Origin of the sequence: Streptomyces sp. NPDC090445 (genome assembly GCF_044769385.1) — a bacterium.
Classification (GTDB): domain Bacteria; phylum Actinomycetota; class Actinomycetes; order Streptomycetales; family Streptomycetaceae; genus Streptomyces.
Window position 1 is genome coordinate 190,180 of the sequence record NZ_JBIVXV010000010.1, and the last position, 24,115, is coordinate 214,294.

The window sequence follows — 24,115 nt, forward strand, 5'->3', positions numbered from 1 at the left end:
AACGTGTTCGACTTTCTTACTTCCGGGCAGTACGACGTGCTCGGAGCCTTCTGGGTGACGGTGCAGCTCACCCTCTACTCCGCGGTCGGATCCCTGATCTGGGGCACGATCCTGGCCGGGATGCGGGTCAGTCCGGTCCCGATCATGCGGTCCTTCGGCACCGCGTACGTCAACGTCGTGCGCAACACGCCGCTGACCCTGCTGATCCTCGGCTGCTCGCTGGGCCTCAGCCAGACGTTGAAGATCACGCTCGGCGGCGAGGGCTTCAAGGAGATCGGCTTCCGCCTCGCGGTCCTGGGCCTGATCGCCTACACCGGCACGTTCGTCTGTGAAGCTCTGCGCGCGGGCATCAACACCGTGCCCGTGGGGCAGGCCGAGGCCGCCCGTGCGCTGGGCCTGAGCTTCTTCCAGGTGCTCACCCTGATCGTGCTCCCCCAGGCCTTCCGTGCGGTCGTCGCACCGCTCACCAACGTATTGATCGCCCTCACCAAGAACACCACGGTGGCGGCGACCATCGGCGTGGCCGAAGCGGCCCTGCTGATGAAGGAAATGCTGGAGAACGAGGCGCAGGCACTCTTCGCGGTCTTCGCGATCTTCGCTCTCGGCTTCGTCCTGCTGACCCTGCCCACCGGCCTGCTGCTGGGCTGGGTGGCCAAGCGAGTGGCGGTGAAGCGATGAGCTCCGTTCTGTACGACACCCCCGGCCCCAAGGCCAAGGCCCGCAACTGGATCTACACCGGCGTCTTTCTGGTGGTCCTCGCGCTGGCCCTGTGGTGGATCCTCGACCGCATGGCCGCGCAGAACCAGCTTGACGCCGACAAGTGGCTCCCGTTCGTCACGGACAGCCAGATCTGGACGACGTTCCTGCTGCCCGGCCTCGGCGAGACCCTCAAGGCCGGCCTGATCGCCATGGTGATCGCGCTGCCGCTGGGCGCGCTCCTCGGCATCGCCCGGCTCTCGGACCACGCTTGGGTGCGTGTCCCGGTCGGCGCGGTCGTGGAGTTCTTCCGCGCCATCCCGGTCCTGATGCTGATGATCTTCAGCTCGGCGCTGTACGTGATGCTCGGCACCGTCAGCTCGGATCTGCGACCGCTGTACGCAGTGGTCACCGGCCTCGTCCTGTACAACGCCTCGGTCATCGCCGAGATCGTCCGGGCCGGCATCCTGACGCTGCCGCGCGGCCAGACCGACGCGGCCAAGGCGATCGGCATGCGCAAGGGCCAGACCATGGTCTACGTCCTGGTCCCGCAGGCCGTCACGGCGATGCTGCCCGCGCTGGTCAGCCAGCTCGTGGTGATCCTCAAGGACACCGCGCTCGGCGGCGCCGTCCTCGGCTTCGCCGACCTGATGTCGATGAACCGGCAGATCTCCGCCAACTACAGCAACACCATCGCGACCATGGTCGTGATCGCCCTGATCTACATCGCGGTGAACTTCGCCCTGACGGGCCTGGCCTCCTTCCTGGAGAAGCGGCTGCGGCAGTCGAAGAAGGGCACCGGCGCCGTCGTCGAGGCCGAGGTGGCCGAGGTCGACGCGGGCGGCGCGGCCGGAGTGGGCAAGGCCCCCTGACACCCGGTCAGTACACTGGCGTGGCACATGTGGTGCGGCGGATCTCATCCGCCGCACCACACGCATGCCCGGGTCCTGGGTCACTTGACGCAGGCACCTCCAGTGGGTTGCATACGTTCTGTGATCACATACCGGACATCGGGAGCCGCCTCGTGGACCCGGTGATCGTCGTCGGCGCGGGGCCCGTCGGACTGTCCCTGTCCCTCGCCCTGGCCGGCCAGGGCGTGCCCTCGGTCGTGCTCGACGAGGGTCCCGGCAAGGATCTCCCCCGCCCCGCCCGCAGCGTCGTCCTGCACTCCGACACCGCCGCCATGGCCGAGCGGCTGGGCTGTACGACACTGCGCGACGAAGGCGCGTACTACGCGGCCTGGCGCACCATGCGGCGCAGCCGCGACACCGGCCGCATCACGTTCGAGGACGATCAGGACCCGGCCCCGCTGCACGTGCCGCAGCACGCCCTCAGCCGCGGGCTGCGCGCGGCCGCCGCGGCCCACCCGCTGGTCCAGCTCGTCCCCGAGAGCAAGCTGGACGCCCTGGAGCAGGACGAACGCGGGGTCACCGCCCACACCCGGGGTGCGGAAACCACCTGGTGGCGCGGGAGTTTCCTGGTCGGCTGCGACGGGGCCCGCTCCACCGTGCGCAAGCTCCTCGGCATCCGCTTCCCCGGGCGCACCGCCGTCGAGCGGCACGCCGTGGCCGCGCTGCGCATCGAACTCCCCTGGCCCGGCGAGGCCCTGCTGCACCGCGACCCGCCGCAGGAGACCACCGCCCGACCACTGGCCGACGGGGTGTGGCGGCTGGACTGGCTGCTGCCGGCCCGCGGCGAACTCGTCACCCCCGACGCGCTGGTCACCCTCATCCGGGACACCCTCGGCGTCTGGTGCGGGGGCACCACACCCGCGTATGACCTCCTCGACACCGGCGTCCACACCCTGCACCACCGGCTCGCCCGCAGGTGGCGCGACCGCCGCGCCTTCCTCGCCGGGGACGCCGCCCACCTGCTGGGCGCGCTCGGCACCCAGGGCGTCGAGGAAGGGCTCCGGGACGCCGAGAACCTGGCCTGGAAACTGTCCCTCGCCTGGCACCAGGGGGCCTCCGAAGCCCTGCTCGACAGCTACGAGGACGAGCGGCGCACCGCGGTCGCGGCCCGGCTGCGCGCCGCCGACCAGGCCATGCCGGCCGTGCGCGGCGGGAGCGGGCTGCGGACCCTGCTGCCCGGCTCGGCGCGCGCCGAGGCCCTGCTCACCGACAGCCACCTGGGCCGGGGGCCGCTGGGCGCGCAGCCCTCGTACGCCCCGCCCGTCGCCGTACGGGAGGTGCCGACGGCGACCGGGCCGGGCGGGCCCGTCGCGAATGTCGCCGTGTCCGCCCCCGACGGGTCGACCGTGCCGCTGCGGGACCTGCTGGGCCGGGGCCGCCTGCTGGTGGTGCTCGTCGCCCCCGGAACCGGGGTCTGGGACCGGCGGCACTGGCTCGGCGCCGGGCTGATGCCGCGGCTGGCGGCAGCCGTGGCCGCGCTTCCGGTCCGCGCGGAACTGCTCGTCGCGGACGACTACCCGGGGGCCGCGGCGCACACCGTCCTGCTGGTCCGGCCGGACGGGCACCTGGCAGCCACCTTCGCGGGGGTGGCGCCGGCGGAGCTGTACGAGGCCGCGGACGCAGTCCGCATGGGCGCCCCGACCCGCATGTCACCCTCGACACCGACCCCCACCCCCGCGATCGATTGACCGCGGGCCGTCCCCGTGCTTGACTCCCCGCCATGACCGGCAGCGACGTACGCCTGTGGCGGAGGGTCCACATGGACCTGGTCCGCTACGCGGGCTGCGTGTGTCGCCGTTCCTGCTGATTCGCCTCCTCCCACCGCGCCCTCCGGCGCGCCATGCCGCGAACCCAGGACGGTCACACCCACCATGTCTGCCTCCGCAGCCGTGCCCACGCACGCCCACGCCCCTGCCGTAACAGCCGCCGAACTCCTCGACTTCGCCCTGCGCACGGCCGCCGACCCGGCCGTCATCGACTCCCTGCCGCTCGACCCGGCGGGCCGCACCTGGATCCGGCTGGACGGGCCGGCCGGCAGCGAGGCCTGGGTCATCGGCTGGCCGCCGGGCACCGGCACCGGCTGGCACGACCACGCCGCATCACGCGGCGCCTTCGCCACCGCACGGGGCCGGCTCACCGAGAACTCACTGGCCGCCCGGATCCCCTCGGAAGGCTGGCGCAGCCTGGAAGTCGCGCCCGGCGTGGACCGCAGCCGGAGCCTGGGGCCGGGCTCCGGCCGGGCCTTCGGGGAACACCACGTCCACGAGGTCCTCAACGCCTCCCCCGACGAGCCCGCCATCTCCGTCCACGCGTACTACCCTCCCCTCCCCCTCATCCGCCGCTACAGCCGCACGGGGAGCGTCCTGACCCTGGAGCACATCGAACGCCCGGAGGACTGGCAGTGAGCGACACCCCCATCGGCATCGACACGCTGCTGTACCGGATCCGCTCCACGTACACCCGCGTCACTCCGGAGGAGGCGCACGCGGCGTTCCTCGACGGCGCCCTCCTGGTGGACATCCGCTACCAGGCGCTGCGCGAGCGGGACGGGCTGATCCCGGGCGCGCTGGTGATCGAGCGCAACGAACTGGAGTGGCGGCTCGACCCCCAGGGCTCCCACCGCATCCCCGAAGCCGCCTCGCACGAGCTGCGGGTGATCGTGTTCTGCAACGAGGGCTACGCCTCCTCCCTCGCGGTGGCATCCCTCCACACGCTGGGCCTGCGCCACGCCACGGACCTGACCGGCGGCTTCCAATCCTGGAAAACCACAGGCCTCCCCACCACCCACCCGCCCACCTCTGAGCCCGCGCCATCCAGCCCCGCCCGCCTCTGAGGCGCGGCTCGGGAGCGGGACGCCCCCACCGGACCCGCACCCGCCCCACCACGCCCGCACCATCCAGCCCCGCCGGCGTTTGAGGCGCGGGGTCTGGGGCGGAGCCCCAGGGAACGGTGGAAGGGCGGGGAGGGGCAGGCCCCGCGCAGCGGCACCCCGCCGCGGCCCGGCTGCGGCAGGGGCCTGGGGGGTCGCCCGCGGCCGGGGCCGGGAGCAGCGCCGGACCACGGCATCCGGGCGGCCGGAAGCGGGGTCCGGCCGCTGAGCCGGGGTGTGGCCGGGCCGGGTCACCTGGACGTGGTTGCCTCGACCGGGCGGATCCGGAGGACACCGCGTCCCGGGACGGCAGTGGCGGCCACCGCCAGCAGCCCCGCAACCCCCACCACCCCCACGTACACCACCGGCAGCACCACCGGCGCGGCCACCCCCGTCATCCCCACGCTGAAGGCGGTCAGCACGGCCAGCGAGATCCCGGACCCCAGCACCGCCCCCATCAGCAGCACGGCCAGCGCCTCCACCCGCAGCATCCGCAGCACCTGACGCCGCTTCGCCCCGGCGAGCCGCAGCATCGCGAACTCCCGGAACCGCTCCGCCGTGGACATGGCGAGCGTGTTGACGACGGCGATCGCGGTGAACGCGAGCACCAGCCCCATCGCCAGCAGGTTGAGCTCGGCCCCGTCCTGCTGCCGCTCCGCGCGCGCCTGGTCGGCGTCCTGCGCCGACAGCACGCCCACTCCCGGGAACCGGGCCACCGCCGCGGCCAGCCGTTCCCGTCCGGTCCCCGGCTCGGCGGTCACCAGTACGCCGCCCGCCAGCGGGTTGTCGACGTGCGCCGCGACGAGCCCGTGCGGCAGGGTCAGGTCTCCGAAGCCCAGGCCCCGCGCGTATACGGCGGCCACGGTCAGGGTGGCGGGGGTGCCGTCGCCCAGGGCCAGTTGCAGTGTGCTGCCGGGCTTCAGCCCGAGCTGTTCGGCGGCGAGTTCGCTGACGGCGGCGCTGCGCTCGCCGAAGCCGTCGAGGCTGCCGGCGGTCACCGCGGGGTCCCAGGTCCGGGCCAGCCCGTCGGGGGTGACGCCTTGGGCGCTGTACTTGGTCAGCCCGACCCGTACCGACGTGCGGACGATCTCGGTGGCGGCCGTGACCCCGGGGGTCCGGCGGACCGCGTCGGCGGCCTCGGCCGGGACGCCGGGGCCCTGCGCGGCCAGCACCCACCCGGCGCGGACCCCGTCGCGGGCCTGCTCCCGGACGGCGTGGCCCAGCGTCGGCGCGATGAACAGGACGGTGCAGGTCATGCCGATCAGCAGGGTGAGCGGGGTGACGGCGGAGGCCATCCGGGTCGCGTTGCTCCGCAGGTTCGCGGTGGCGAGGTGTCCGCCGGCGCCGGCCAGCCGCAGCGGGCCGGCGAGCAGTGCGGCCGCACCCCGTACGAGCAGCGGGCCGAGCAGGGCGACGGCCGCGGCAAGGACGATCACGGCGAGGAAGGTCACCGGGGTGGACGCCGGCTCGGTGCGCAGCGAGCCCAGCACGGCGACCAGCACGATCCCGGCGGCCAGCACCAGCAGCCCGATCGCGATCCGGATCCACGCGGGACGGGCCCGCTCGACGGCCGCTTCGGCGAGCGCCTCGGCGGGGCGGATGCGGGCGATGCGCCGGGCGGTGATCCGGGCGGCGGCCCACGCGCCGAGCAGGCTCGCGCCGACGGCGGCGAACATCGGGAAGATCCCGGCGGTGCGCTCCAGGGTGGCGGGGACGATCCCGCCGTCGACGAACCGCCCGTGCAGCCAGGCGGCGAGCGGCAGCCCGGCGAACGCACCGGCGACCCCGGCGGCCAGTCCGACGAGCAGCGCTTCCCGGCCGATCATGCGGCGCAGCTGGCGGGGGGTGGCGGCGATGGCGCGGAGCAGGGCGAGTTCGCGGTGCCGCTGCTGGACGGACAGGGCGAAGGTCCCGACGACGACGAGGATGGCGACGAGCAGGGCGGTGCCGCCCATGGCACCGCCCATGGAGACCAGTTTGATCCGGGCGCCGGCGGCGTCGAGGAATTCGACGGGCCCGCGCTCGTCACCCACGCTGACCTGGACTCCGACGCCGTCACTGGCGCCGGAACCGGAGCCGGAGCCGGGGCCTGCCAGTGCCTGGCGGATCCGCTGGGCCAGCGCCCCGGGGTCGACCCCGGGTGCGGGTAGGACGCCGATCGCGGTGACCTGCCCGTCGCGGGCTGCGAGCCGCCCGGCCTCGGCGTCGGCGAAGAACAGGGCGCTCTGCCGGGCGAGCCGGCCGCCGTCCGCCCGGGCAATACCGCTGACCTCGTACTCCTTGGGTACGCCGGTGGCCTGGACGGTGAGCCGGCTGCCGGGCTCCAGTCCGGCGCGGGCGGCCAGTTCCCGGTCGACGACGACCTCACCGCCGCCCTGGGGCGCGCGGCCCTCGGCGAGGGTGAAGGGGGTGAGCGCGGCGGAGCTCCAGGCGTGCCCGTACGGGGCGGCCGGCCGGGCGGCGACGCCACCGTCAGCGGCGGGCCGTACCAGCGGGACGGCCTGGAAGGTGAGCTCGGGGACGGCCTGTTCGACGCCGGGGACGGCGCGCACCGTCTCGACGGTGTGCGCGGGGAGCCAGGCCCGCTCGGCCACGGGCTTGGCCTTGTGCTTCGTCTTGGTCTTGCCCTTCTTCTCCTTGACCGTGGTCTGATGCACGTTCTGGTCGGCGGAGACGAGGACCGGGGTGGCCGCGTAGCGCTCGGTGGCGATCCTTCCGCGGAGTCCGGTCTCCAGGAGCGTGCCGCAGGCGGTGATGAGGGCCGCCGCGCACAGCAGTGCGGTGAAGGCGCCGAGGAAGCCGGCTTTGCGGTCCCTGACGGTCTGGAGGGCGTAACGCAGCATCATGCGCTCAACTCTGCCGCCGCGACCGGGTGTTGGCAGTGGAGCGCCCAGGCGTCCCGACCCGGGGGCTACCCCCACCCCCAGCCCCAGCCCCAGCCCGCGCGAACGGGCGAACGGGCGGGCGGGCGCGTGGACGTGCGGACGGCGGACGGGCGCGGTCAGCTGCCCGGGTAGTGCAGCTCCTCGTCGATGTCCTCGCCCTCGGCCTCCAGGGCGCGGCGCACCACGCGCAGGGCCATGCCCTCCGGGTATCCCTTGCGGGCGAGCATCCCGGCCAGGCGGCGGATCCGCTTGTCCCGGTCCAGGCCCCGGGTGGCGCGGAGCTTCCGCTCGACGAGTTCGCGGGCGGTCTGCTCCTCCTGCTCGGAATCCAGCTGCTCCAGGGCTTCCTGGACGAGGGAGGCCTGCACCCCCTTGGTCCGCAGCTCCTGCGCGAGGGCCCGGCGGGCCAGGCCACGGCCGCGGTGGCGGGACTCGACCCAGGCGCCCGCGAAGGCGGCGTCGTCGATCAGGCCCACCTCCTCGAACCTGGAGAGGACCTCCTCCGCCACCTCCTCGGCGACACCGCGTTTGGCCAGGGCGTCCGCGAGCTGGCGCCGGGTCCGCGGCATCCCGGTGAGCAGGCGCAGGCAGATCGCCCGCGCCTGCTCCTCGGGACTCTGGGGCGGCAGCTCCGGCTCGGCCCTCGTCGCGCCGGAGCCGCCGTCCCCTTCGTGTTCCCGCATCGGGTCAGCTCTTGGCGGCGGCGGTCTTGGCCGCCTTCGCCTTCGCCGCCGGGGCGGGAACGCTCTTGGCCTCGCCGTCGCCGGCGGCCGTCTCCTCCGCCGGGGTCTCGCCGGGCTGGGCGCCCTTGCGGACACCGACGCCGAGCTTCTCCTTGATCTTCCGCTCGATCTCGTTGGCGAGGTCCGGGTTGTCCTTCAGGAAGTTGCGGGCGTTCTCCTTGCCCTGGCCGAGCTGGTCGCCCTCGTACGTGTACCAGGCGCCGGCCTTGCGGATGAAGCCGTGCTCCACGCCCATGTCGATCAGGCCGCCCTCGCGGCTGATGCCCTGGCCGTAGAGGATGTCGAACTCGGCCTGCTTGAACGGCGGCGCGACCTTGTTCTTGACGACCTTGCAGCGGGTGCGGTTGCCGACCGCCTCCGTGCCGTCCTTCAGGGTCTCGATGCGGCGGATGTCGATGCGCACCGAGGCGTAGAACTTCAGCGCCCGGCCACCGGTGGTGGTCTCCGGGGAGCCGAACATGACGCCGATCTTCTCGCGGAGCTGGTTGATGAAGATCGCGGTGGTCTTGGACTGGTTGAGCGCGCTGGTGATCTTGCGGAGGGCCTGGCTCATCAGACGGGCCTGGAGGCCGACGTGCGAGTCGCCCATCTCGCCCTCGATCTCCGCGCGCGGCACGAGGGCGGCGACGGAGTCGATGACGATGAGGTCTAGGGCGCCGGAGCGGACCAGCATGTCCACGATCTCCAGGGCCTGCTCGCCGGTGTCCGGCTGGGACAGGATCAGGTTGTCGGTGTCGACGCCGAGGGCCCGCGCGTACTCCGGGTCGAGCGCGTGCTCGGCGTCCACGAAGGCCACGGTGCCGCCGGCCTTCTGCGCGTTGGCCACGGCGTGCAGGGTCAGGGTCGTCTTACCGGAGGACTCCGGACCGTAGATCTCGACGACGCGGCCGCGCGGCAGGCCGCCGACGCCGAGGGCGATGTCGAGGGCGGTCGACCCGGTGGGGATGACCTCGATGGGCTCGTTCGGCCGGTCGCCGAGGCGCATGACCGCACCCTTGCCGAATTGCCGTTCAATCTGTGCGAGAGCGGCGTCGAGAGCCTTCTCGCGGTCGGTGCCTGCCATGGGTTCCACCCGGTTTGCTTGAGTCGATCGCTTCACGCCATTGACGCTAACGCCTGCCACTGACAATGCGCTGCCGCGCCGGTTCGCCTGTGGATAACCAATCAGAATGGATGTTCGATTTCCCTGTCAAGCCGGACTCACCCTCCCCGGCAGACACCTCCGTGACCAGGCATTTCGGTCACCCGGTGAGCGCGCGAGCGGGCCGTGCGGAGCGCCGCGGCCGCCCGTGACGGGCCGACGGCTGTGCCCGGTCACACATCCGGCAGCAGGAGCCAGGCCTCGGAGAGGGCGAGGCCGTGGCTGCGGTTCACCACCCCGCAGGAGCAGCCCAGGACGACCCGGCGCCAGTCGCAGACCACCGTCCACGGGCCGTCCACGTCCCCGCATCCCGGACAGCGGACGGTCTCGGCCGTCCACACACCGGGGGCGGGCCTGCCATGGCGCCGGAACCGGCCCGCGTACGCGACCTGCCACGGCTCGACCGGCGGCGTGAGCGGACCCGCACCGGACGGGCCCGCCGCGGCCAGGTCGGCGAACAGCTCGACCAGCCCGGGGAGCAGGGCCTCGCCCGCCCCGGCCGGAGGGGCCACCGCGCCGGCCGGCTCCCCCGGCACAGGCCCGTACCCCGGGGCGGCCGCCGCGGCCGGCGGGTTCGGGACGGCGTGCCAGGGCAGGAAGGCGCGCGCGACACCGGCCAGGAGGGCTGCGGCGGGCGGGCTGACGGCACCCGCGTCGAGGTGGTGGAGGACGGTACGCAGGATGCGCTGGAGTTGCCGGTCCCGGTCCGCGGCCCGCACCCGCGCCGTCGCGGCCCGCCGGGCCGGAAGCGGGGCGGCAAGGCGGACCAGGACGGCGGCCGCCGTCTCGGCGTCCGCCCGGGCGGGACGCCACTCCCCGGCGGCGAGGAGCCGCCGGGCCCGCCCGGACTCCCGGGCCAGCGCGCGTGTCGGCAACGGCTGCCCGTCGCCCGCGGCCCCTTGGATGTCACTCCCGCTCGCCACGCCGACGCCTCCCCGCCCGTTCCGGATATGCCACATCCGCCCGCACGCCCGCCGGAAGCGGCGTGAGCGCATTCGATTCTCGGGGCATCGCCGGGGCGGCAAGCAGCATTTCCCGACGGCGGGGCTCCGTCACCGCGTCGGCATGCCGGTGGGCCACCCGCAACAGCGCACACCGGCAGCCCGGACTCACATGACGTGCACGGTCGGCGAACGCCCCTTGCCCCGGCCGGAGTGCCCGGCGCAGGCAGGCCCCACGCCACCGTCGTGCAGCGCGGCTCCATCCAGGGAGCGCCGCCTCGACCCGCGTCCGCGAATCGGGCGCGGCCGTCGCGCACGGGCCCCCTCTATATCGGCCGGGCAGCCGGGGCGCCCCTGCCGCCGCCCCGAGTGACAACCAACGGTTGACACTCCTCCGACTGTCAACCTACGGTTGCACTCATGACGAACCCTTCAGAGGAACCCGTTCGCATGACCAACCCGGTACGCCTCGACGACCTGATCGAGGCCATCAAGCAGTCCCACAACGACGCCCTCGACCAGCTCAGCGGTGCCGTCGTCGCCGCCGAGCACCTCGGCGACGTGGCCGACCACCTCATCGGCCACTTCGTCGACCAGGCCCGCCGCTCCGGCGCCTCCTGGACCGACATCGGCCGCAGCATGGGCGTCACCCGCCAGGCGGCCCAGAAGCGCTTCGTGCCGAAGGCCGACAAGGAGGGCGAGGGCGGCGACGTCCAGTCCGCCCAGGGCTTCGGCCGGTTCACCCCGCGCGCCCGCAACGTCGTGGTGTCCGCGCAGAACGAGGCCCGCGCCGCGGGCAACACCGAGATCCGCACCGAGCACCTCGTCCTCGGCCTGCTGGCCGAGGAGCAGGGCCTCGCGGTCCTCGCCATGCGCTCCCAGGACGTGGCACCGGACGCCGTGCGCGCAGCGGCGACCGCCGAACTGCCCGCCCCGGCCGAAGGCACCGCCGTCCCCGACCTGGTCCCCTTCGACGCCTCCGCCAAGAAGGCCCTGGAGCTGACCTTCCGCGAGGCCCTCCGGCTGGGCCACGACTACGTCGGGACCGAGCACATCCTGCTCGCGCTCCTCGAACTGGAGCACGGCAAGGGCGTGCTCAGCGGCCTCGGCCTGGAGAAGACCGCCGTGGAGGGGGCCCTCAGCGAAGCCCTGGCAGCCGCACTCGGCCCGGCCGGCGGGAAACAGGAGTAGCGGAGTCCGCCTCCTCCGTCAGCTCGTACCGCTTGACGTACACGCCGAGGAAGGCCTGCAGGGTGGCGACGGCCGGGATCGCGATGAGCGCGCCGACCGCGCCCAGCAGGGCGGTCCCCGCGATGACCGACCCGAAGGCCACCGCCGGGTGGATGTCCACGCTCCGCGAGGTCAGCTTGGGCTGCAGCACGTAGTTCTCGAACTGCTGGTAGACCACGACGAACCCGAGGACGTACAGCGCGTACCAGGGGTTGACGGTGAAGGCGATCAGCGTGGGCAGTGCGCCCGCCAGGTACGTACCGATGGTGGGGATGAACTGGGAGACCAGGCCCACCCACACCGCGAGCGCGGGCGCGTACGGCACGCCCAGCACCGCGAAGAGCACGTAGTGCGCGATCCCGGACACCAGGGCCATCAGCCCGCGCGAGTAGAGGTAGCCGCCCGTCTTGGCCACGGCGATCTCCCACGCGCGCAGCACCTCCGACTGCTTCGCGGGGGGCAGTACGGAGCACAGCGCGCGCCGCAGCCGCGGACCGTCCGCGGCGAAGTAGAACGAGAACAGGCCGACGGTCAGCAGTCGGAAGAGTCCGCCGAGCAGGGTGGCGGACACGTCGAGCACGCCGCTCGCGCTGTCCTGTACGTACTTCTGCAGCCAGTCCGAGCGCAGCAGGCTGTCCTGGATCTCCAGCCGGGACAGCTCGGTGTGGAAGGTCGCGTTGATCGTGTTGATCACGGAGTCGAGATAGCGGGGGAAGCCCTCCACCATGTCGACGATCTGCCCGGCGAGCATCGAGCCGAGCAGGACGACGAAGCCGACGGACGTGACGAACACCCCGAGGAACACCAGGAAGGTGGCGAGCCCGCGGCGCATGCCGCGGGCCGCCATCCGCGATACGGCGGGTTCGATCGCGAGGGCCAGGAAGAACGCGATCAGGACGTTGACCAGCAGCCCGATCAGCTGGTGGAAGGCCCAGCTGCCGAGCTGGTAGCAGGCGACCAGCCCCAGGACGAGGAGGACGGCGCGGGGCAGCCACCGCGGCATGCGGTCAGCTGCGGCACCCGCACGGTCCCCCGCGGAACCCACCCGATCCCCCGCGGAACCCGCCGGCCCGGCAGCGGAGCCCGCCCGGTCCGCAGAGGGACGGACTGCGTCGTCGGCAGGTCCGACCCGGTCGACGGGTGCGGCCGCGGCGGGCACCCCGGCCCGCTCGGCGTCCGCCGCGCGGTCGGCCGGCTGGGTGTTCTCGGTCGTCTCATCGGTGGCTGCCACGCCGCCCAGTCTGTCCCACCCGGCACGCGTACGGGGAAACGGGTGCGCCCGCCGTCAGCGCAGCGAGGCCGGGACGTCCATCGCCGCGCACACGGCGCGCCACACGTCCTTGGCCTCCCAGCCGGCCTCCAGCGCCTGGTGGACGGTGCGTCCGCCGAGCTCCGACATGACGTGGTCCCGTGCGAAGGAGTCCGCGTAGCCCGCGCCGAAGTGATCGGCCATCCGCTCCCAGAAAATCGTCAACCGCATGCACCCAGTATCCAGGCCGGCCGGGGGCTCCGTCCCGGACGGCGCTACCCGCCCAGGGCCCGCACGGCCGCGGTGACCGCGACGGCGGCCCCGACCACCACGAGGAAGGGTGCCCGCAGGACCAGCGCCAGCCCCGCGGCGACGAGCCCGGCGGCCCGCGCGTCGAGCACGAGCTCCTGCCCGGTGGCGAAGGTCTGCTGGGCGGTGAGGGCGGCCAGCAGGGCGACCGGCAGCAGCTCGGCGAGCCGGCGCACGAGCGGCCGCTCCAGTGCGCCGGCGGGCACGAGCAGCCCGGCCAGCTTGACGGCGTAGCAGCCGACGGCGGTCAGCGCGATGGCGATCCACACGTTCACGGGCGTCGTCCCTTCAGCCAGAGGACCGCGGGAGCGGCGAGCGCGGCGACGAGCACGGGCAGTCCGGCGGGCAGGAAGGGCAGCAGGCCCAGCCCGAGGACGAGGGCGAGCGCGGCGGCGGCCCGCTCGGTGGTGCTCTTCAGCATGGGCGCGAGCAGGGCGAGGAAGACGGCGGGCCCGGCGGCGTCCAGCCCCCAGGCGGCCGTGTCCCCGATGGCCTCGGCGCCGAGCGCGCCCAGCAGGGTGGTGAGGTTCCACAGGACGAAGAGGGCCAGCCCGGTCACGGTGAACCCGAGCCGCGCCGACCTGCGGTCCGGCTGCGCCAGGGACACGGCGGTGGTCTCGTCGATCACCCAGTGGGCGGCGAACGGCTTCGCGGCCCGGGGCAGGGCGAGCAGCTGCGACAGCCGCAGCCCGTAGAAGGCGTTCCGGGTGCCGAGGAAGAAGGCCCCGGCGGCGGCCGTGAACGGGTTCCCGCCCGCTGCCAGCGCCCCGACCAGCGCGAACTGCGAGGCGCCGGTGAACACCAGCAGGCTCAGGGCGCCGGCCTGCAGGGCGCTGAGCCCGGCCCCCGCGGCGGTCACGCCGAACGCGAAGCCGGACAGGCCGACCGCCACCCCGACCCCGAGTGCGTCCCGCACGACGGCGGAGCGCGGCCGTCCGGCGGCCTCCTCGGGGGTCTCCCGTGTCTCTCGTATGACTGTCTGACGTTCTCCCACGCCGCGACCGTACGCAGGACGGCCCGCCCCGGTCTTGTACGTTCTTGCAGGCGACGCCCCCGCAGGACGCGGGCCCGGCCCCGACACGGACGGCGGCCCAGCCCCCGACAGGGACGGCAGAAGCCCAGCCCCGCGCCCAGACGGAAGCCCGGCCCCGCGACAGACACGGACGGCAGCCCCGCCCCTCGCCCCGCCGGACGGCCCCGTACGCTACCCGGCCCGCCGCTCCCGCCGGTAGGCCCCCGGCGTCACCCCCACGATGCGGGTGAAATGCCGGTTGAGGTGCGGCTGGTCCGTGAAGCCGACGGCGGCCGCCGCCTCGGCCGGGGCGGTCCCCGCGTCCAGCAGCCGGCGCGCCCCCCTGACCCGGGCGTCGGTCAGCCAGGTGTGCGGCGGCATCCCGTACCGCTGCCGGAAGGCCCGCAGCAGGGCGAACGGGCTGGTCCCGAGCTCCGCGGCGAGCTGCTCCAGCGACGGCGGGTCCGCCATGCGCTCCTGGAGCACCGCGCGGGCCCGTGCCGCGTCCGAGGCTCCGGCGCTCTTCGCGGTGCGGGCGGGCAGCGGCCCGGCGTGCCGGGTCAGGATCCGCGCGACGGCGGTGCGCAGCAGGGTGTCGGCGGCGAGCGCGTTGCCCTCCTCGGCGGCCCGGTGGATCTCGGTGATGGCGTGCGTGGTCTGCGGGTCGGCGACCGAGTCGACGGTGAAGCCGGGGGTGCCGCGCAGCCCGGCGATCTCGGCGGCCACGTCGGCGATCAGCTCCCGGGAGGGGTAGAGCGTGGCGTACGCCCAGCCCTCGGGGACCCCGGCGCGGGCGGTGTGCGGCACCTCGGGGTTGATCAGGACGACGCTGCCGGGTCCGGCGTGTACGGTGCCGCCGGGCAGGCCGACCTCCTCGATGCCGCCGGTGACGGCGGCGATCACGTATCCGTCGTGCGCGTGGCGCGGGAAGGCGTGGCGGATGTAGTGGGCGCGCAGCAGGTCGAGTCCGGGCAGTTCCGCGTACTGCCAGTGCCGCGCCCACTCCCTGTCCCCGCCGCCGTCCGCCATTCCCCCATTCTGCGCCCCGCCGGGACGGGCCCGCGCGCCGCCTCCGCACGCCCTCCCGGGGCCTGTCCGGCGCATCCGCCCTGGTCCGGGGCCGTTGTCAGTGCCGGGGTGCACGATGGGGGCATGGCCGGCTCTGCGCTCGACTCGTTCTCCCCCGCGACCCGTTCCTGGTTCTCGGGGGCCTTCCGTGCTCCCACCGCCGCGCAGGAGGGAGCCTGGCGGGCCATCGGGGAGGGTTCGGACGTCCTGGTCGTGGCGCCCACCGGCTCCGGCAAGACGCTGGCCGCCTTCCTCGCCGCCCTGGACCGGCTGGCGGCCGAGCCGCTGCCGGCCGAGCCGAAGAAGCGCTGCCGCGTGCTGTACGTGTCCCCGTTGAAGGCCCTCGCGGTCGATGTGGAGCGGAACCTGCGCAGCCCGCTGACCGGGATCCGGCAGGAGTCGGTGCGCCTGGGCCTGCCCGAGCCGGACGTCCGGGTCGGGATCCGCTCGGGCGACACCCCGGCCGCCGAGCGGCGGGGGCTGGCGAACCGGCCGCCGGACATCCTGATCACCACGCCCGAGTCGCTGTTCCTGATGCTGACGTCGGCGACGCGGGAGGCGCTGTCCGGCGTCGAGACGGTGATCCTGGACGAGGTGCACGCGGTGGCGGGGACCAAGCGCGGGGCGCACCTGGCGCTGTCGCTGGAGCGGCTGGACGAGCTGCTGCCGCGCCCGGCGCGCCGGATCGGGCTGTCGGCGACGGTCCGGCCGGTGGAGGAGGTGGCCCGCTACCTGGCGCCGCGCGGCCGGGTGGAGATCGTGCAGCCGCCCTCGGCCAAGGAGTTCGACCTGTCGGTGGTCGTCCCGGTCGAGGACATGGGTGTGCTGGGCGGTTCGCCGGCCGTGGAGGACCGGGAGGGCGGCGACAAGCCGTCGATCTGGCCGCAGGTGGAGGAGCGGATCGCCGACCTGGTCCAGGCGCACCGCTCCACGATCGTGTTCGCCAACTCCCGCCGCCTCGCGGAGCGGCTGTGCAACCGGCTCAACGAGATCGCGTACGAGCGTGCGACGGGCGAGCAGGTGCCCGAAGGCCCGCCGCCGGCCCAGATCATGGCCCAGTCGGGTGCCGCGCGGGGGGCTCCGCCGCTGCTGGCCCGCGCGCACCACGGCTCGGTGTCCAAGGAGCAGCGGGCGCTGGTGGAGGAGGACCTGAAGGCGGGCCGGCTGCCCGCCGTGGTCGCCACGTCCAGTCTGGAGCTGGGCATCGACATGGGCGCCGTGGACCTGGTGGTGCAGGTGGAGTCCCCGCCGTCGGTGGCCTCGGGGCTGCAGCGGGTGGGCCGGGCCGGGCACCAGGTGGGCGCGGTCTCCACGGGGGTCGTCTTCCCCAAGTACCGCGGTGACCTGGTGCAGGCTGCGGTGGTCACGGAGCGGATGCGCACGGGGGCCATCGAGTCGCTGCGCATCCCGTCGAACCCGCTGGACGTGCTCGCGCAGCAGCTGGTGGCGATGACCGCGATGGACTCCTGGCAGCTGGACGAGCTGCTGGCCCTGGTGCGGCGGGCGGCGCCGTTCGCGGCGCTGCCGGAGTCGGCGTTCACCGGGGTGCTGGACATGCTGGCGGGCCGCTACCCGTCGGACGCGTTCGCCGAGCTCCGGCCGCGGGTGGTGTGGGACCGGGTCGCGGGCACGGTCACGGGCCGGCCGGGGGCGCAGCGCCTGGCGGTCACCTCGGGCGGCACCATCCCCGACCGCGGGCTGTTCGGCGTCTTCCTCGCCGGGGCCGACCCGAAGAAGGGCGGCGGCCGGGTCGGCGAGCTCGACGAGGAGATGGTGTACGAGTCGCGGGTGGGCGACGTGTTCACCCTGGGCACCAGCTCGTGGCGGATCGAGGACATCACCCGCGACCGGGTGCTGGTCTCCCCCGCGCCCGGGGTTCCGGGCCGGCTGCCGTTCTGGAAGGGCGACCAGCTGGGCCGCCCCCTCGAACTGGGCCGTGCGGTGGGCGCGTTCCTGCGCGAACTGGGGGCGCTGCCCGCGGAGGACGCGCGGCTGCGGCTGCTGGCGGCCGGGCTGGACGGCTGGGCCGCGGAGAACGTGCTGGCGTACCTGGCGGAGCAGCGGGAGGCCTGCGGGCACGTGCCGGACGACCGGACGGTCGTGGTCGAGCGGTTCCGCGACGAGCTGGGCGACTGGCGGGTCGTCGTGCACTCCCCGTTCGGGGCGCAGGTGCACGCCCCGTGGGCGCTGGCGCTCGGGGCCCGGCTCGCCGAGCGGTACGGCATGGACGCCCAGGTCATGCATGCGGACGACGGCATCGTGCTGCGGCTGCCGGACGCGGACCTGCTGTCGATGGACCTGCTGGACCACGATCCGGCCGCCGTCCGCTCGTTCGAGTTCGACGAGGGGCAGGCCCCGCTGGGCGCGGCGGACGTGGTCTTCGACCACGGCGAGGTCGGCGGGATCGTCACCGACCAGGTCGGCGGTTCGGCCCTGTTCGCGTCCCGGTTCCGGGAGTGCGCGGCGCGGGCGCTGCTGCTGCCGCGCCGCAGTCCCGGCCGGCGCACGCCGTTGTGGCAGCAGCGCCAGCGCGCCTCGCAACTGCTGCAGGTGGCCTCGGAGTTCGGATCGTTCCCGATCGTGCTGGAGGCCGTACGGGAGTGTCTGCAGGACGTCTTCGACGTGCCGGGCCTGGCGGAGCTGATGGGGGACATCGAGGCCCGCCGGGTCCGCCTGGTCGAGGTGACCACGCCCGAGCCGTCCCCGTTCGCCCGGTCGCTGCTGTTCGGGTACGTCGCCCAGTTCCTGTACGAGGGGGACTCGCCGCTCGCCGAGCGGAGGGCGGCCGCGCTGTCCCTGGACTCGCGGCTGCTGGCGGAGCTGCTCGGCCAGGCGGAGCTGCGCGAGCTGCTGGACGCCGAGGTGCTGGCGGAGCTGGAGCGGGAGCTGCAGTGGCTCACCGAGGACCGGCGGGCCAAGGACACGGAGTCGGTGGCCGACCTGCTGCGGCTGCTGGGCCCGCTGACGGGGTCCGAGCTGGCCGAGCGGGGCGCCGACCCGGCCTGGCCGCAAGAGCTCGCGGACGCCCGGCGGGCCATCCGGGTGCGGATCGGCGGGGCGGAGCACTGGGCGGCGGTCGAGGACGCGGGCCGGCTGCGGGACGCGCTGGGCACGGCGCTGCCGGTCGGGGTGCCGGAGGCGTTCACCGAGCCGGTCAAGGACCCGCTCGGCGACCTCCTGGCCCGGTACGCGCGCACGCACGGCCCGTTCACCACGGCGGCGGCCGCGGCCCGCTTCGGGCTGGGCGCGGCAGTCACCGAGGGCGCGCTGCAGCGGCTGGCGGCGGCCGGCCGGGTGGTGCAGGGCGAGTTCCATCCGGCGGGCATCGGCCAGGAGTGGTGCGACGCGGCCGTCCTGCGCAGGCTGCGCCGGCGTTCGCTGGCCGCGCTGCGCCAGGAGCTGGAGCCGGTGCCGCCGGCCTCGCTGGCGACGTTCCTGCCGCAGTGGCAGCACCTGGGCGGGGGCCTGCGGGGCATCGACGGCCTGGCCCGGGCGGTCGAGCAGTTGCAGGGCGCGCCGGTGCCGGCCTCGGCGCTGGAGCGGCTGGTCCTGCCGTCGCGGGTGGCGGGGTACGCGCCGACCCTGCTGGACGAGCTGACCACGACCGGGGAGGTGGTCTGGGCGGGGGCCGGGGCGCTGCCGGGGAAAGACGGCTGGGTGTCGCTCTACCTGGCGGACGCGGCACCGCTGTTGCTGCCCGAGCCGCACCCGCTGGAGCTGACGCCCCTGCACCAGGGGGTCCTGGAGGCGCTGTCGGGCGGGTACGGCCTGTTCTTCCGTCAGCTGGCGCAGTCGGTCCGCGCGCAGCACCCGGAGGCCACCGACCTCGAACTGTCCGAGGCCGTCTGGGACCTGGCCTGGTCGGGCCGGCTGACGAACGACACCCTGGCCCCGCTGCGCTCCCTGCTGGGCTCGGGCCGCACCGCCGGGGCGACCGCGCACCGGGCCCGGCGCACGGTGCCGCGCGGGCGGTACGGGACGCTCGGCGCGCAGGCCTCCCGGCCGGGGCCGCCGACGGTGTCGGGGCGCTGGTCGCTGCTGCCCGGCCGGGCCGCCGACCCCACGCACCGGGCGCACGCGCTGGCCCGCACCCTGCTGGACCGGCACGGGGTGGTCACCCGGGGCGCGGTGGCCGCCGAGGGCGTGGAGGGCGGCTTCAGCGCGGTGTACCGGGTGCTGTCGGCGTTCGAGGACAGCGGCCAGGCCCGCCGCGGCTATGTGGTGGAGGGGCTGGGCGCGGCCCAGTTCGCGATGGACGGCGCGGTGGACCGGTTGCGGTCGGCCGAGCGGACCCCTCCGCCGCTGGCGGCGGTGGTGCTGGCGGCCGCCGACCCGGCGAATGCGTACGGGGCGGCCCTGCCGTGGCCGGAGCCCCCGGCGGGGGCCGGGCACAAGCCGGGCCGGAAGGCGGGCTCCCTGGTGGTCCTGGTCGACGGCGAGCTGGTGCTGTACCTGGAGCGCGGGGGCAAGACCCTGCTGGCGTGGCCTGCGCCGGAGGATCCGCGGCTGGCGGCGGCGACGGCCGCGCTGACGGAGGCGTCCCGTGCGGGCACGCTGCCGGCGCTCACGGTGGAGCGGATCAATGCGGCGCCGGCGCTGACGTCCGTGCTGGGCGGGGTCCTGGAGACGGCGGGCTTCCATGCCACTCCGCGGGGGCTGCGGCTGCGGCACTGAGGCGGTGCCGAGACGGCTCGGAGCCGCGCCGAGACCCGTACCGGGTGAGGCGGGCGTAAGGCTGCGGAGCTGTATCGACCATTGCGCTTACGTCGCGCTTATGTCTTGAGCCTGTCACGGGGCCCGTTCCAGCTGGCATGGCTGATCGTTTCTGCACTATCAAGATCCACGCAGGCATCGTTCGTGACGGTGCCACGTCGAAGAAGCACCTACATGGGGGACAAAGAATGAGCACCATGCGACGGACCACCACGGGCGTCATCGGTCTGGCGGTCGCCGGCACCCTGAGCCTGACGGGTTGCAAGAACGGCAACGAGGAGATCCCCGCGGCGCCGTCCGCCCCGGCCTCGTCCGCGCCCGCCTCCCCGGCGGAGCAGCCCGGCAGCGCGGCCCCGAGCTCGCCGTCGGGCTACGGCTCCAGCGCGCCGGCCGGCGGCGGCGCCGACGCAGCGGGCATGGCCAAGTCGGGCCAGACCTTCAAGCTGGGCGAGACGGCGACCGTCCCGTTCAACTACACCAGCAGCACGAAGGGCACCATCGCCCTCACCGTCACCGCGATCGAGCAGGGTAACCCGGCCGACCTGGACGCCTTCAAGCTCGGCGACCAGGTCAAGGGCAAGGTTCCCTACTACATCCGCTACACCGTGAAGAACGTCGGCAACACCGACCTCTCCTTCGCCTCCGTCGGCCACATGAAGGGCCTGCTCGGCGACGGCTCCGAGGCCGGCAAGCTCTCCGTCATCGGCAAGTTCGACAAGTGCCCGGCCGAGTCCCTGCCGAAGGGCTTCACCAACGGCCAGACCCAGACCGGCTGTGCGGTCGCGCTGGCCCCGTCGGCCGAGACCAAGGTCTCCGGAGCCGAGTACTGGGGCGACCCGTACAACTCCCTGAGCAAGGGCAAGGGCCTCGTCTGGAAGTAAGCGCCCACGAGGCGGCGGGCGGCCCACCGGCACCACCGGCACCACCGGCCCCCGCGGCCCCCGCGGCCCTGAGGCGGCGGGCAGGCCACCGGCCCCGTCCCGCCCGGCCGGGGCCGACGTGCCGGCGGCGGTCCGCGGGCATCTGCCGAAGGCGGATCCGCTGCGGACGCGGTCGTCCGCGAACGAGGACGGCGTCCTCACCATCGTGTTGACCGCGGCGGCGGAGCGCCATGGTGACGACGGCCAGCGCCAAGAGCCATACCCGAGCCCCTGCGACGACACCCGTCGCAGGGGCTCGCCCCGTTCCCCGGCCCGCCCTGTTTCCCCGGCCCGCCCTGTTCCCCGCCCCGCCGCCCAGCCCGCCCCGCTCCCCGCTCCCCGCTCGTCCCCCTCCCCCGGCCCGCCCGCCCTGCGGGGCCACAATGGGGCCATGCCCGAAGGAGACAGCGTCTGGCGGGCGGCCGACCGGCTGCACACCGCCCTGGCCGGCCATGCGCTCACCCGCTGGGACCTGCGCGTCCCCCGCCTGGCCACCACCGATCTCACCGGGCGCACCACCCTGGAGGTCGTGCCGCGCGGCAAGCACCTCCTGGCCCGGTTCGAGGGCGGCCTCACCCTCCACGCCCACCTGCGCATGGACGGCGCCTGGCACGTCTTCACCGCCGGCCGGCCCTGGCACGGCGGCCCCGCCCACGAGATCCGCGCCGTGCTCGGCACCGCCGGCCACACCGCCGTCGGCTACCGCCTCCCGGTCGTCGAACTGCTCCGCACCTCCGACGAGGACCGGGTCGTCGGCCATCTGGGCCCCGACCTCCTCGGCCCCGACTGGGACCCGCCCCGGGCCGCCGCCAATCTGCTCGCCGCCCCCGAGCGGCCCCTCGGCGAGGCCCTGCTCGACCAGCGCAACCTGGCCGGCATCGGCAACGTGTACAAGGCCGAGCTCTGCTTCCTGGCCCGGGTCACCCCCTGGACCCCGGTCGGCGACCTCCCCGACCCCGCGGCCACCGCCGTCCGCCTCGCCGAGGCCGCCCGCCGCCTGCTCGCCGCCAACACCGGCGCGCACGGGGGCCGCAACACGGGGGGCCGCAACACCACCGGCATCCGCCGCCCCGGGCAGGAGCTGTTCGTCTACGGCCGCGCCCACCGCCCGTGCCTGCGCTGCGGCACCCCCGTCCGCGAGGCCCCGCAGGACGGGCGTCCGACCTACTGGTGCCCGCGCTGCCAATCCGGCCCCACCCCATAGTTGACGCCCCGTCAGATCCGGTCGTACGGTCCCCGCATGCCCTCACCCACCGAAGCGCCCCTGGCCGCGTACGACCTCACCGGACGCACCGCCCTCGTCACCGGCGCCGCGGGCGGCATCGGCCGGGCCACCGCCCTGCTCCTGGCCGCGGCGGGCGCGGCCGTGCACTGCGCCGACCGCGATCCCGCGGGCCTCGCCGGGACGGCCGAGCTGATCGCCGAGGCCGGCGGACGGGCCGTCACCCACACCCTCGACGTCACCGACCGCGCCGCGCTGAGGGCGGCCGTGGCCGCCGCGGGCCGGCTCGACACCGTCGCCGCGATCGCCGGGATCATGCACACCGGCAGCGTCCTGGACACGTCCGACGAGGACCTGGACCACGTCCTGGACGTCAACTTCAAGGGTGTCTGGCGCACCTGCCAGGAGGCCGCCCGCGCCATGATCGCCGCAGGCCGCCCCGGTTCCATCGTCACCATGGCCTCCGGCGCCGTCGACGCCGCCCGGCCCGGGCTGCTCTGCTACAGCGCCGCCAAGGCCGCGGTCGTCCAGCTCACCAGGACCCTCGCCACCGAGGCCGGCCCGCACGGCATCCGCGTCAACGCCGTTGCCCCGGGCTGGATCCGCACCCCCATGACCGCCCGTCACGGACCCGAGGTCCAGGAGCGGACCGAGGCGGCGATGGTCCGGATGTCCCCGCTCGGCCGGGTCGGCGAACCCGAGGACATCGCCCGGGCCGTGCTCTACCTGGCCTCGGACGCCTCCTCGTTCATGACGGGCCAGATCCTGCGTCCGAACGGCGGGGTGTCGATGCCCTGGTAGCCCTGGTAGCCGCCCGGGAGGGCTCCGGCGTGCAGTGCACCGGCAACAGGCCCAGCCCCCAGCCGCCCACGGCCGCAGCCCCCTCCAGCGGACCGGACTCCTCCGGCACCAACGCCAGCCGCAGCAGCGCCCAGCACCACAGCAGGCCCGCCGCCAGGACGAGGGGCACGAGTAATCGCCGCACGGCTGCCTCCCGGGATGTGGCCGCGATACGGGCTCGGACCATCCTCCCGCAAGCCCGCCGCCCCCGCACCCGGAACGGCCCGGAGCCCCGGCCGGTGCTCCTCGCACCGGCCGGGGCTCCGGCCACGCTCATGCCTTCACGGCTCGCGCACTCGCGCTCATGCGGCTACGACGTTCACCGCTTCCGCAGGTGCCTTGATGGTCACCCGCTCCGGACCACCCGCGACCGAGGTCACGGAGACCGTACCGAGCATCGGGCGGACCGGCACCGTCACCGGTTCGCTCGCCGCGGCCGACTGCGCCAGTTCCGCCAGCGACAGTTCGTCGCTGACCTCGCGCATCAGCTCGGACATCCGTACGTCCAACGCGTCGCAGATCGCGGAGAGCAGCTCGGAGGACGCCTCCTTCTGCCCCCGCTCCACCTCGGAAAGATAGCCGAGAGAAACTCGGGCGGACGAGGAGACTTCGCGCAGAGTACGGCCCTGGCGCTGGCGCTGCCGACGCAGCACGTCACCCAGCAGGCGACGGAGCAGAATCATCGGTGGCTCCCTCCTCTGACCGTGTAGCCGCATCCTTCACGCCCCACCGTACCGCCTCGCGCCGCGGCCGTGCGGGGAGCGATGTCGTGTTCACTCAGGGCTGCAAACATCAAATCCCCCCGTTCTGTTCCGTATCCTGCCCCCGCACATTCTCGCGGAGTTCGCTCACGAGAAGTTCGAGCACTGTCCGTGCACTCTCCCTACGGATTTCCTCCCGGGAGCCGTTCAACCTCAGTGCCACGGTTTTCTCGTCCGCCGGTCCGGCCACGGCGACGAAAACCGTGCCCACCGACTGCCCGTCCTGCGGGTCGGGACCGGCCACCCCGGTGGTCGCAATCCCCCACGAAGCCCCCAGCACGCGCCGTACCCCCGCCGCCATCTGGGCCGCGACCTGCCCGTTCACCGCGCCTTCGGCCGCCAGCAGCGCGGCGTCCACTCCCAGCACCCGGTGCTTCAGCTCGGTCGCGTACGCCGTGACCGATCCGCGGAACGACCGGGATGCACCAGGTACGGCCGTCAGCTCCGCGGCCACCATCCCCCCGGTCAGCGATTCCGCGACCGCAACCGTCTGGTCACTCTCCGCAAGCAGGCGCAGTGCCTCGGCCGCGGCATCCCCGGTCCCGCCGCCGCCGGCGACGGCCTCCGCCCCGGCGCGCACCGCGCTCCGGTCCCCTGCGGATCCC

21 protein-coding genes and 1 pseudogene are annotated in these 24,115 nt (G+C 74.4%); 11 read left to right on the forward strand and 11 right to left on the reverse strand.

All coding sequences use genetic code 11. From position 1 onward, the window contains the following. Window positions 1–3: 3 nt before the first annotated feature. From ACIQUT_RS21370 to ACIQUT_RS21395, 6 genes are all read left to right on the forward strand, one after another. Window positions 4–678 (forward strand): amino acid ABC transporter permease, encoded by a 675-nt coding sequence (locus ACIQUT_RS21370; RefSeq protein ID WP_403564663.1) that lies wholly within the window; start codon window positions 4–6, stop codon window positions 676–678. Continuing rightward, the gene (locus ACIQUT_RS21375) at window positions 675–1,568 is read left to right on the forward strand and encodes an amino acid ABC transporter permease (protein ID WP_403564665.1); all 894 of its coding nucleotides are present in this window, start codon (window positions 675–677) and stop codon (window positions 1,566–1,568) included. Before ACIQUT_RS21370 ends, ACIQUT_RS21375 begins: the two co-directional genes overlap by 4 nt. A 152-nt stretch (window positions 1,569–1,720) precedes the next feature. Then, window positions 1,721–3,295 (forward strand): FAD-dependent monooxygenase, encoded by a 1,575-nt coding sequence (locus tag ACIQUT_RS21380; protein WP_403564667.1) that lies wholly within the window; start codon window positions 1,721–1,723, stop codon window positions 3,293–3,295. 71 nt (window positions 3,296–3,366) lie between these two features. Then, window positions 3,367–3,414, forward strand: coding sequence for a hypothetical protein (locus ACIQUT_RS21385; protein WP_360629470.1), 48 nt, complete (start codon window positions 3,367–3,369; stop codon window positions 3,412–3,414). A 64-nt stretch (window positions 3,415–3,478) separates the two neighbouring features. Further along, the gene (locus tag ACIQUT_RS21390) at window positions 3,479–4,012 is read left to right on the forward strand and encodes a cysteine dioxygenase (protein ID WP_403564669.1); all 534 of its coding nucleotides are present in this window, start codon (window positions 3,479–3,481) and stop codon (window positions 4,010–4,012) included. After that, entirely contained in the window at window positions 4,009–4,440 is a 432-nt protein-coding gene (locus tag ACIQUT_RS21395) for a rhodanese-like domain-containing protein (RefSeq protein ID WP_403564671.1), read from the forward strand. Before ACIQUT_RS21390 ends, ACIQUT_RS21395 begins: the two co-directional genes overlap by 4 nt. Before the next feature lie 287 nt (window positions 4,441–4,727). Here ACIQUT_RS21395 and ACIQUT_RS21400 read toward each other — a convergent pair whose 3' ends face one another. The 4 genes and pseudogenes from ACIQUT_RS21400 to ACIQUT_RS21415 all read right to left on the reverse strand — a co-directional run bounded on the left by ACIQUT_RS21400 (window position 4,728) and on the right by ACIQUT_RS21415 (window position 10,168). After that, the gene (locus ACIQUT_RS21400) at window positions 4,728–7,322 is read right to left on the reverse strand and encodes an FtsX-like permease family protein (protein WP_403564674.1); all 2,595 of its coding nucleotides are present in this window, start codon (window positions 7,320–7,322) and stop codon (window positions 4,728–4,730) included. Window positions 7,323–7,477: 155 nt separating this feature from the next. Further along, window positions 7,478–8,146: pseudogene (gene recX, locus ACIQUT_RS21405) on the reverse strand (recombination regulator RecX); the annotation flags it as partial. Beyond that, window positions 8,049–9,167 carry a recombinase RecA gene (gene recA, locus ACIQUT_RS21410; RefSeq protein ID WP_403564676.1) on the reverse strand — a complete coding sequence of 373 codons (1,119 nt, stop codon included), beginning with the start codon at window positions 9,165–9,167 and terminating at the stop codon, window positions 8,049–8,051. The gene recA and the pseudogene recX, both read right to left, overlap by 98 nt. A 251-nt stretch (window positions 9,168–9,418) precedes the next feature. Then, entirely contained in the window at window positions 9,419–10,168 is a 750-nt protein-coding gene (locus ACIQUT_RS21415) for a hypothetical protein (protein WP_403564678.1), read from the reverse strand. A gap of 438 nt (window positions 10,169–10,606) precedes the next feature. Between ACIQUT_RS21415 and ACIQUT_RS21420 the strand changes: the two genes are divergently transcribed. After that, window positions 10,607–11,377, forward strand: coding sequence for a Clp protease N-terminal domain-containing protein (locus tag ACIQUT_RS21420; protein ID WP_403564680.1), 771 nt, complete (start codon window positions 10,607–10,609; stop codon window positions 11,375–11,377). On the opposite strand, the gene ACIQUT_RS21425 is transcribed toward ACIQUT_RS21420, so the two are convergent. From ACIQUT_RS21425 to ACIQUT_RS21445, 5 genes are all read right to left on the reverse strand, one after another. Next, a complete protein-coding gene (locus tag ACIQUT_RS21425; RefSeq protein WP_403564710.1) occupies window positions 11,325–12,419 on the reverse strand; it encodes an AI-2E family transporter in 1,095 nt (364 codons plus the stop codon). The two genes, ACIQUT_RS21420 and ACIQUT_RS21425, sit on opposite strands and share 53 nt — an antisense overlap. 282 nt (window positions 12,420–12,701) lie before the next feature. Next, on the reverse strand, window positions 12,702–12,896 hold the full coding sequence (locus ACIQUT_RS21430) for a DUF3046 domain-containing protein (RefSeq protein WP_403564682.1): 195 nt from the start codon (window positions 12,894–12,896) through the stop codon (window positions 12,702–12,704). Window positions 12,897–12,940: 44 nt separating this feature from the next. Continuing rightward, window positions 12,941–13,249, reverse strand: a complete 309-nt coding sequence (locus ACIQUT_RS21435; RefSeq protein ID WP_179176984.1) for an AzlD domain-containing protein — start codon at window positions 13,247–13,249, stop codon at window positions 12,941–12,943. Continuing rightward, window positions 13,246–13,947: an AzlC family ABC transporter permease gene (locus tag ACIQUT_RS21440; protein WP_403564712.1), complete on the reverse strand. Its 702-nt coding sequence runs from the start codon at window positions 13,945–13,947 to the stop codon at window positions 13,246–13,248. The genes ACIQUT_RS21435 and ACIQUT_RS21440 overlap by 4 nt, the downstream gene beginning before the upstream one ends. A gap of 231 nt (window positions 13,948–14,178) precedes the next feature. Beyond that, window positions 14,179–15,015 (reverse strand): AraC family transcriptional regulator, encoded by an 837-nt coding sequence (locus tag ACIQUT_RS21445; protein ID WP_403564684.1) that lies wholly within the window; start codon window positions 15,013–15,015, stop codon window positions 14,179–14,181. Window positions 15,016–15,138: 123 nt separating this feature from the next. Here ACIQUT_RS21445 and ACIQUT_RS21450 point away from each other — a divergent pair, with 123 nt between their 5' ends. The 4 genes from ACIQUT_RS21450 to ACIQUT_RS21465 all read left to right on the forward strand — a co-directional run bounded on the left by ACIQUT_RS21450 (window position 15,139) and on the right by ACIQUT_RS21465 (window position 22,710). Beyond that, window positions 15,139–19,728 (forward strand): ATP-dependent helicase, encoded by a 4,590-nt coding sequence (locus tag ACIQUT_RS21450; protein ID WP_403564686.1) that lies wholly within the window; start codon window positions 15,139–15,141, stop codon window positions 19,726–19,728. A 236-nt stretch (window positions 19,729–19,964) separates the two neighbouring features. Further along, window positions 19,965–20,648, forward strand: a complete 684-nt coding sequence (locus tag ACIQUT_RS21455) for a hypothetical protein (RefSeq protein ID WP_403564688.1) — start codon at window positions 19,965–19,967, stop codon at window positions 20,646–20,648. Window positions 20,649–21,078: 430 nt separating this feature from the next. Further along, window positions 21,079–21,891 carry an Fpg/Nei family DNA glycosylase gene (locus ACIQUT_RS21460; protein WP_403564690.1) on the forward strand — a complete coding sequence of 271 codons (813 nt, stop codon included), beginning with the start codon at window positions 21,079–21,081 and terminating at the stop codon, window positions 21,889–21,891. Window positions 21,892–21,927: 36 nt separating this feature from the next. Beyond that, window positions 21,928–22,710 (forward strand): SDR family NAD(P)-dependent oxidoreductase, encoded by a 783-nt coding sequence (locus ACIQUT_RS21465; protein WP_403564692.1) that lies wholly within the window; start codon window positions 21,928–21,930, stop codon window positions 22,708–22,710. 341 nt (window positions 22,711–23,051) lie between these two features. Here the strand turns inward: ACIQUT_RS21465 and ACIQUT_RS21470 are convergent, their stop codons facing one another. Further along, the gene (locus ACIQUT_RS21470; RefSeq protein WP_179175511.1) at window positions 23,052–23,432 is read right to left on the reverse strand and encodes a helix-turn-helix domain-containing protein; all 381 of its coding nucleotides are present in this window, start codon (window positions 23,430–23,432) and stop codon (window positions 23,052–23,054) included. A 109-nt stretch (window positions 23,433–23,541) separates the two neighbouring features. Next, window positions 23,542–24,090 (reverse strand): CinA family protein, encoded by a 549-nt coding sequence (locus ACIQUT_RS21475; RefSeq protein WP_403564714.1) that lies wholly within the window; start codon window positions 24,088–24,090, stop codon window positions 23,542–23,544. Window positions 24,091–24,115: the final 25 nt, after the last annotated feature.

Coding starts and splice junctions, on each gene's coding strand:
- recA (WP_403564676.1), bottom strand. CDS start 9,167: ATGGCAGGCACCGACCGCGAGAAGGCTCTCGACGCCGCTCTCGCACAG.
- ACIQUT_RS21430 (WP_403564682.1), bottom strand. CDS start 12,896: ATGCGGTTGACGATTTTCTGGGAGCGGATGGCCGATCACTTCGGCGCG.
- ACIQUT_RS21455 (WP_403564688.1), top strand. CDS start 19,965: ATGCGACGGACCACCACGGGCGTCATCGGTCTGGCGGTCGCCGGCACC.
- ACIQUT_RS21465 (WP_403564692.1), top strand. CDS start 21,928: ATGCCCTCACCCACCGAAGCGCCCCTGGCCGCGTACGACCTCACCGGA.
- ACIQUT_RS21400 (WP_403564674.1), bottom strand. CDS start 7,322: ATGATGCTGCGTTACGCCCTCCAGACCGTCAGGGACCGCAAAGCCGGC.
- ACIQUT_RS21390 (WP_403564669.1), top strand. CDS start 3,479: ATGTCTGCCTCCGCAGCCGTGCCCACGCACGCCCACGCCCCTGCCGTA.
- ACIQUT_RS21425 (WP_403564710.1), bottom strand. CDS start 12,419: ATGCCGCGGTGGCTGCCCCGCGCCGTCCTCCTCGTCCTGGGGCTGGTC.
- ACIQUT_RS21460 (WP_403564690.1), top strand. CDS start 21,079: ATGCCCGAAGGAGACAGCGTCTGGCGGGCGGCCGACCGGCTGCACACC.
- ACIQUT_RS21450 (WP_403564686.1), top strand. CDS start 15,139: ATGGCCGGCTCTGCGCTCGACTCGTTCTCCCCCGCGACCCGTTCCTGG.
- ACIQUT_RS21375 (WP_403564665.1), top strand. CDS start 675: ATGAGCTCCGTTCTGTACGACACCCCCGGCCCCAAGGCCAAGGCCCGC.
- ACIQUT_RS21445 (WP_403564684.1), bottom strand. CDS start 15,015: ATGGCGGACGGCGGCGGGGACAGGGAGTGGGCGCGGCACTGGCAGTAC.
- ACIQUT_RS21420 (WP_403564680.1), top strand. CDS start 10,607: ATGACGAACCCTTCAGAGGAACCCGTTCGCATGACCAACCCGGTACGC.
- ACIQUT_RS21470 (WP_179175511.1), bottom strand. CDS start 23,432: ATGATTCTGCTCCGTCGCCTGCTGGGTGACGTGCTGCGTCGGCAGCGC.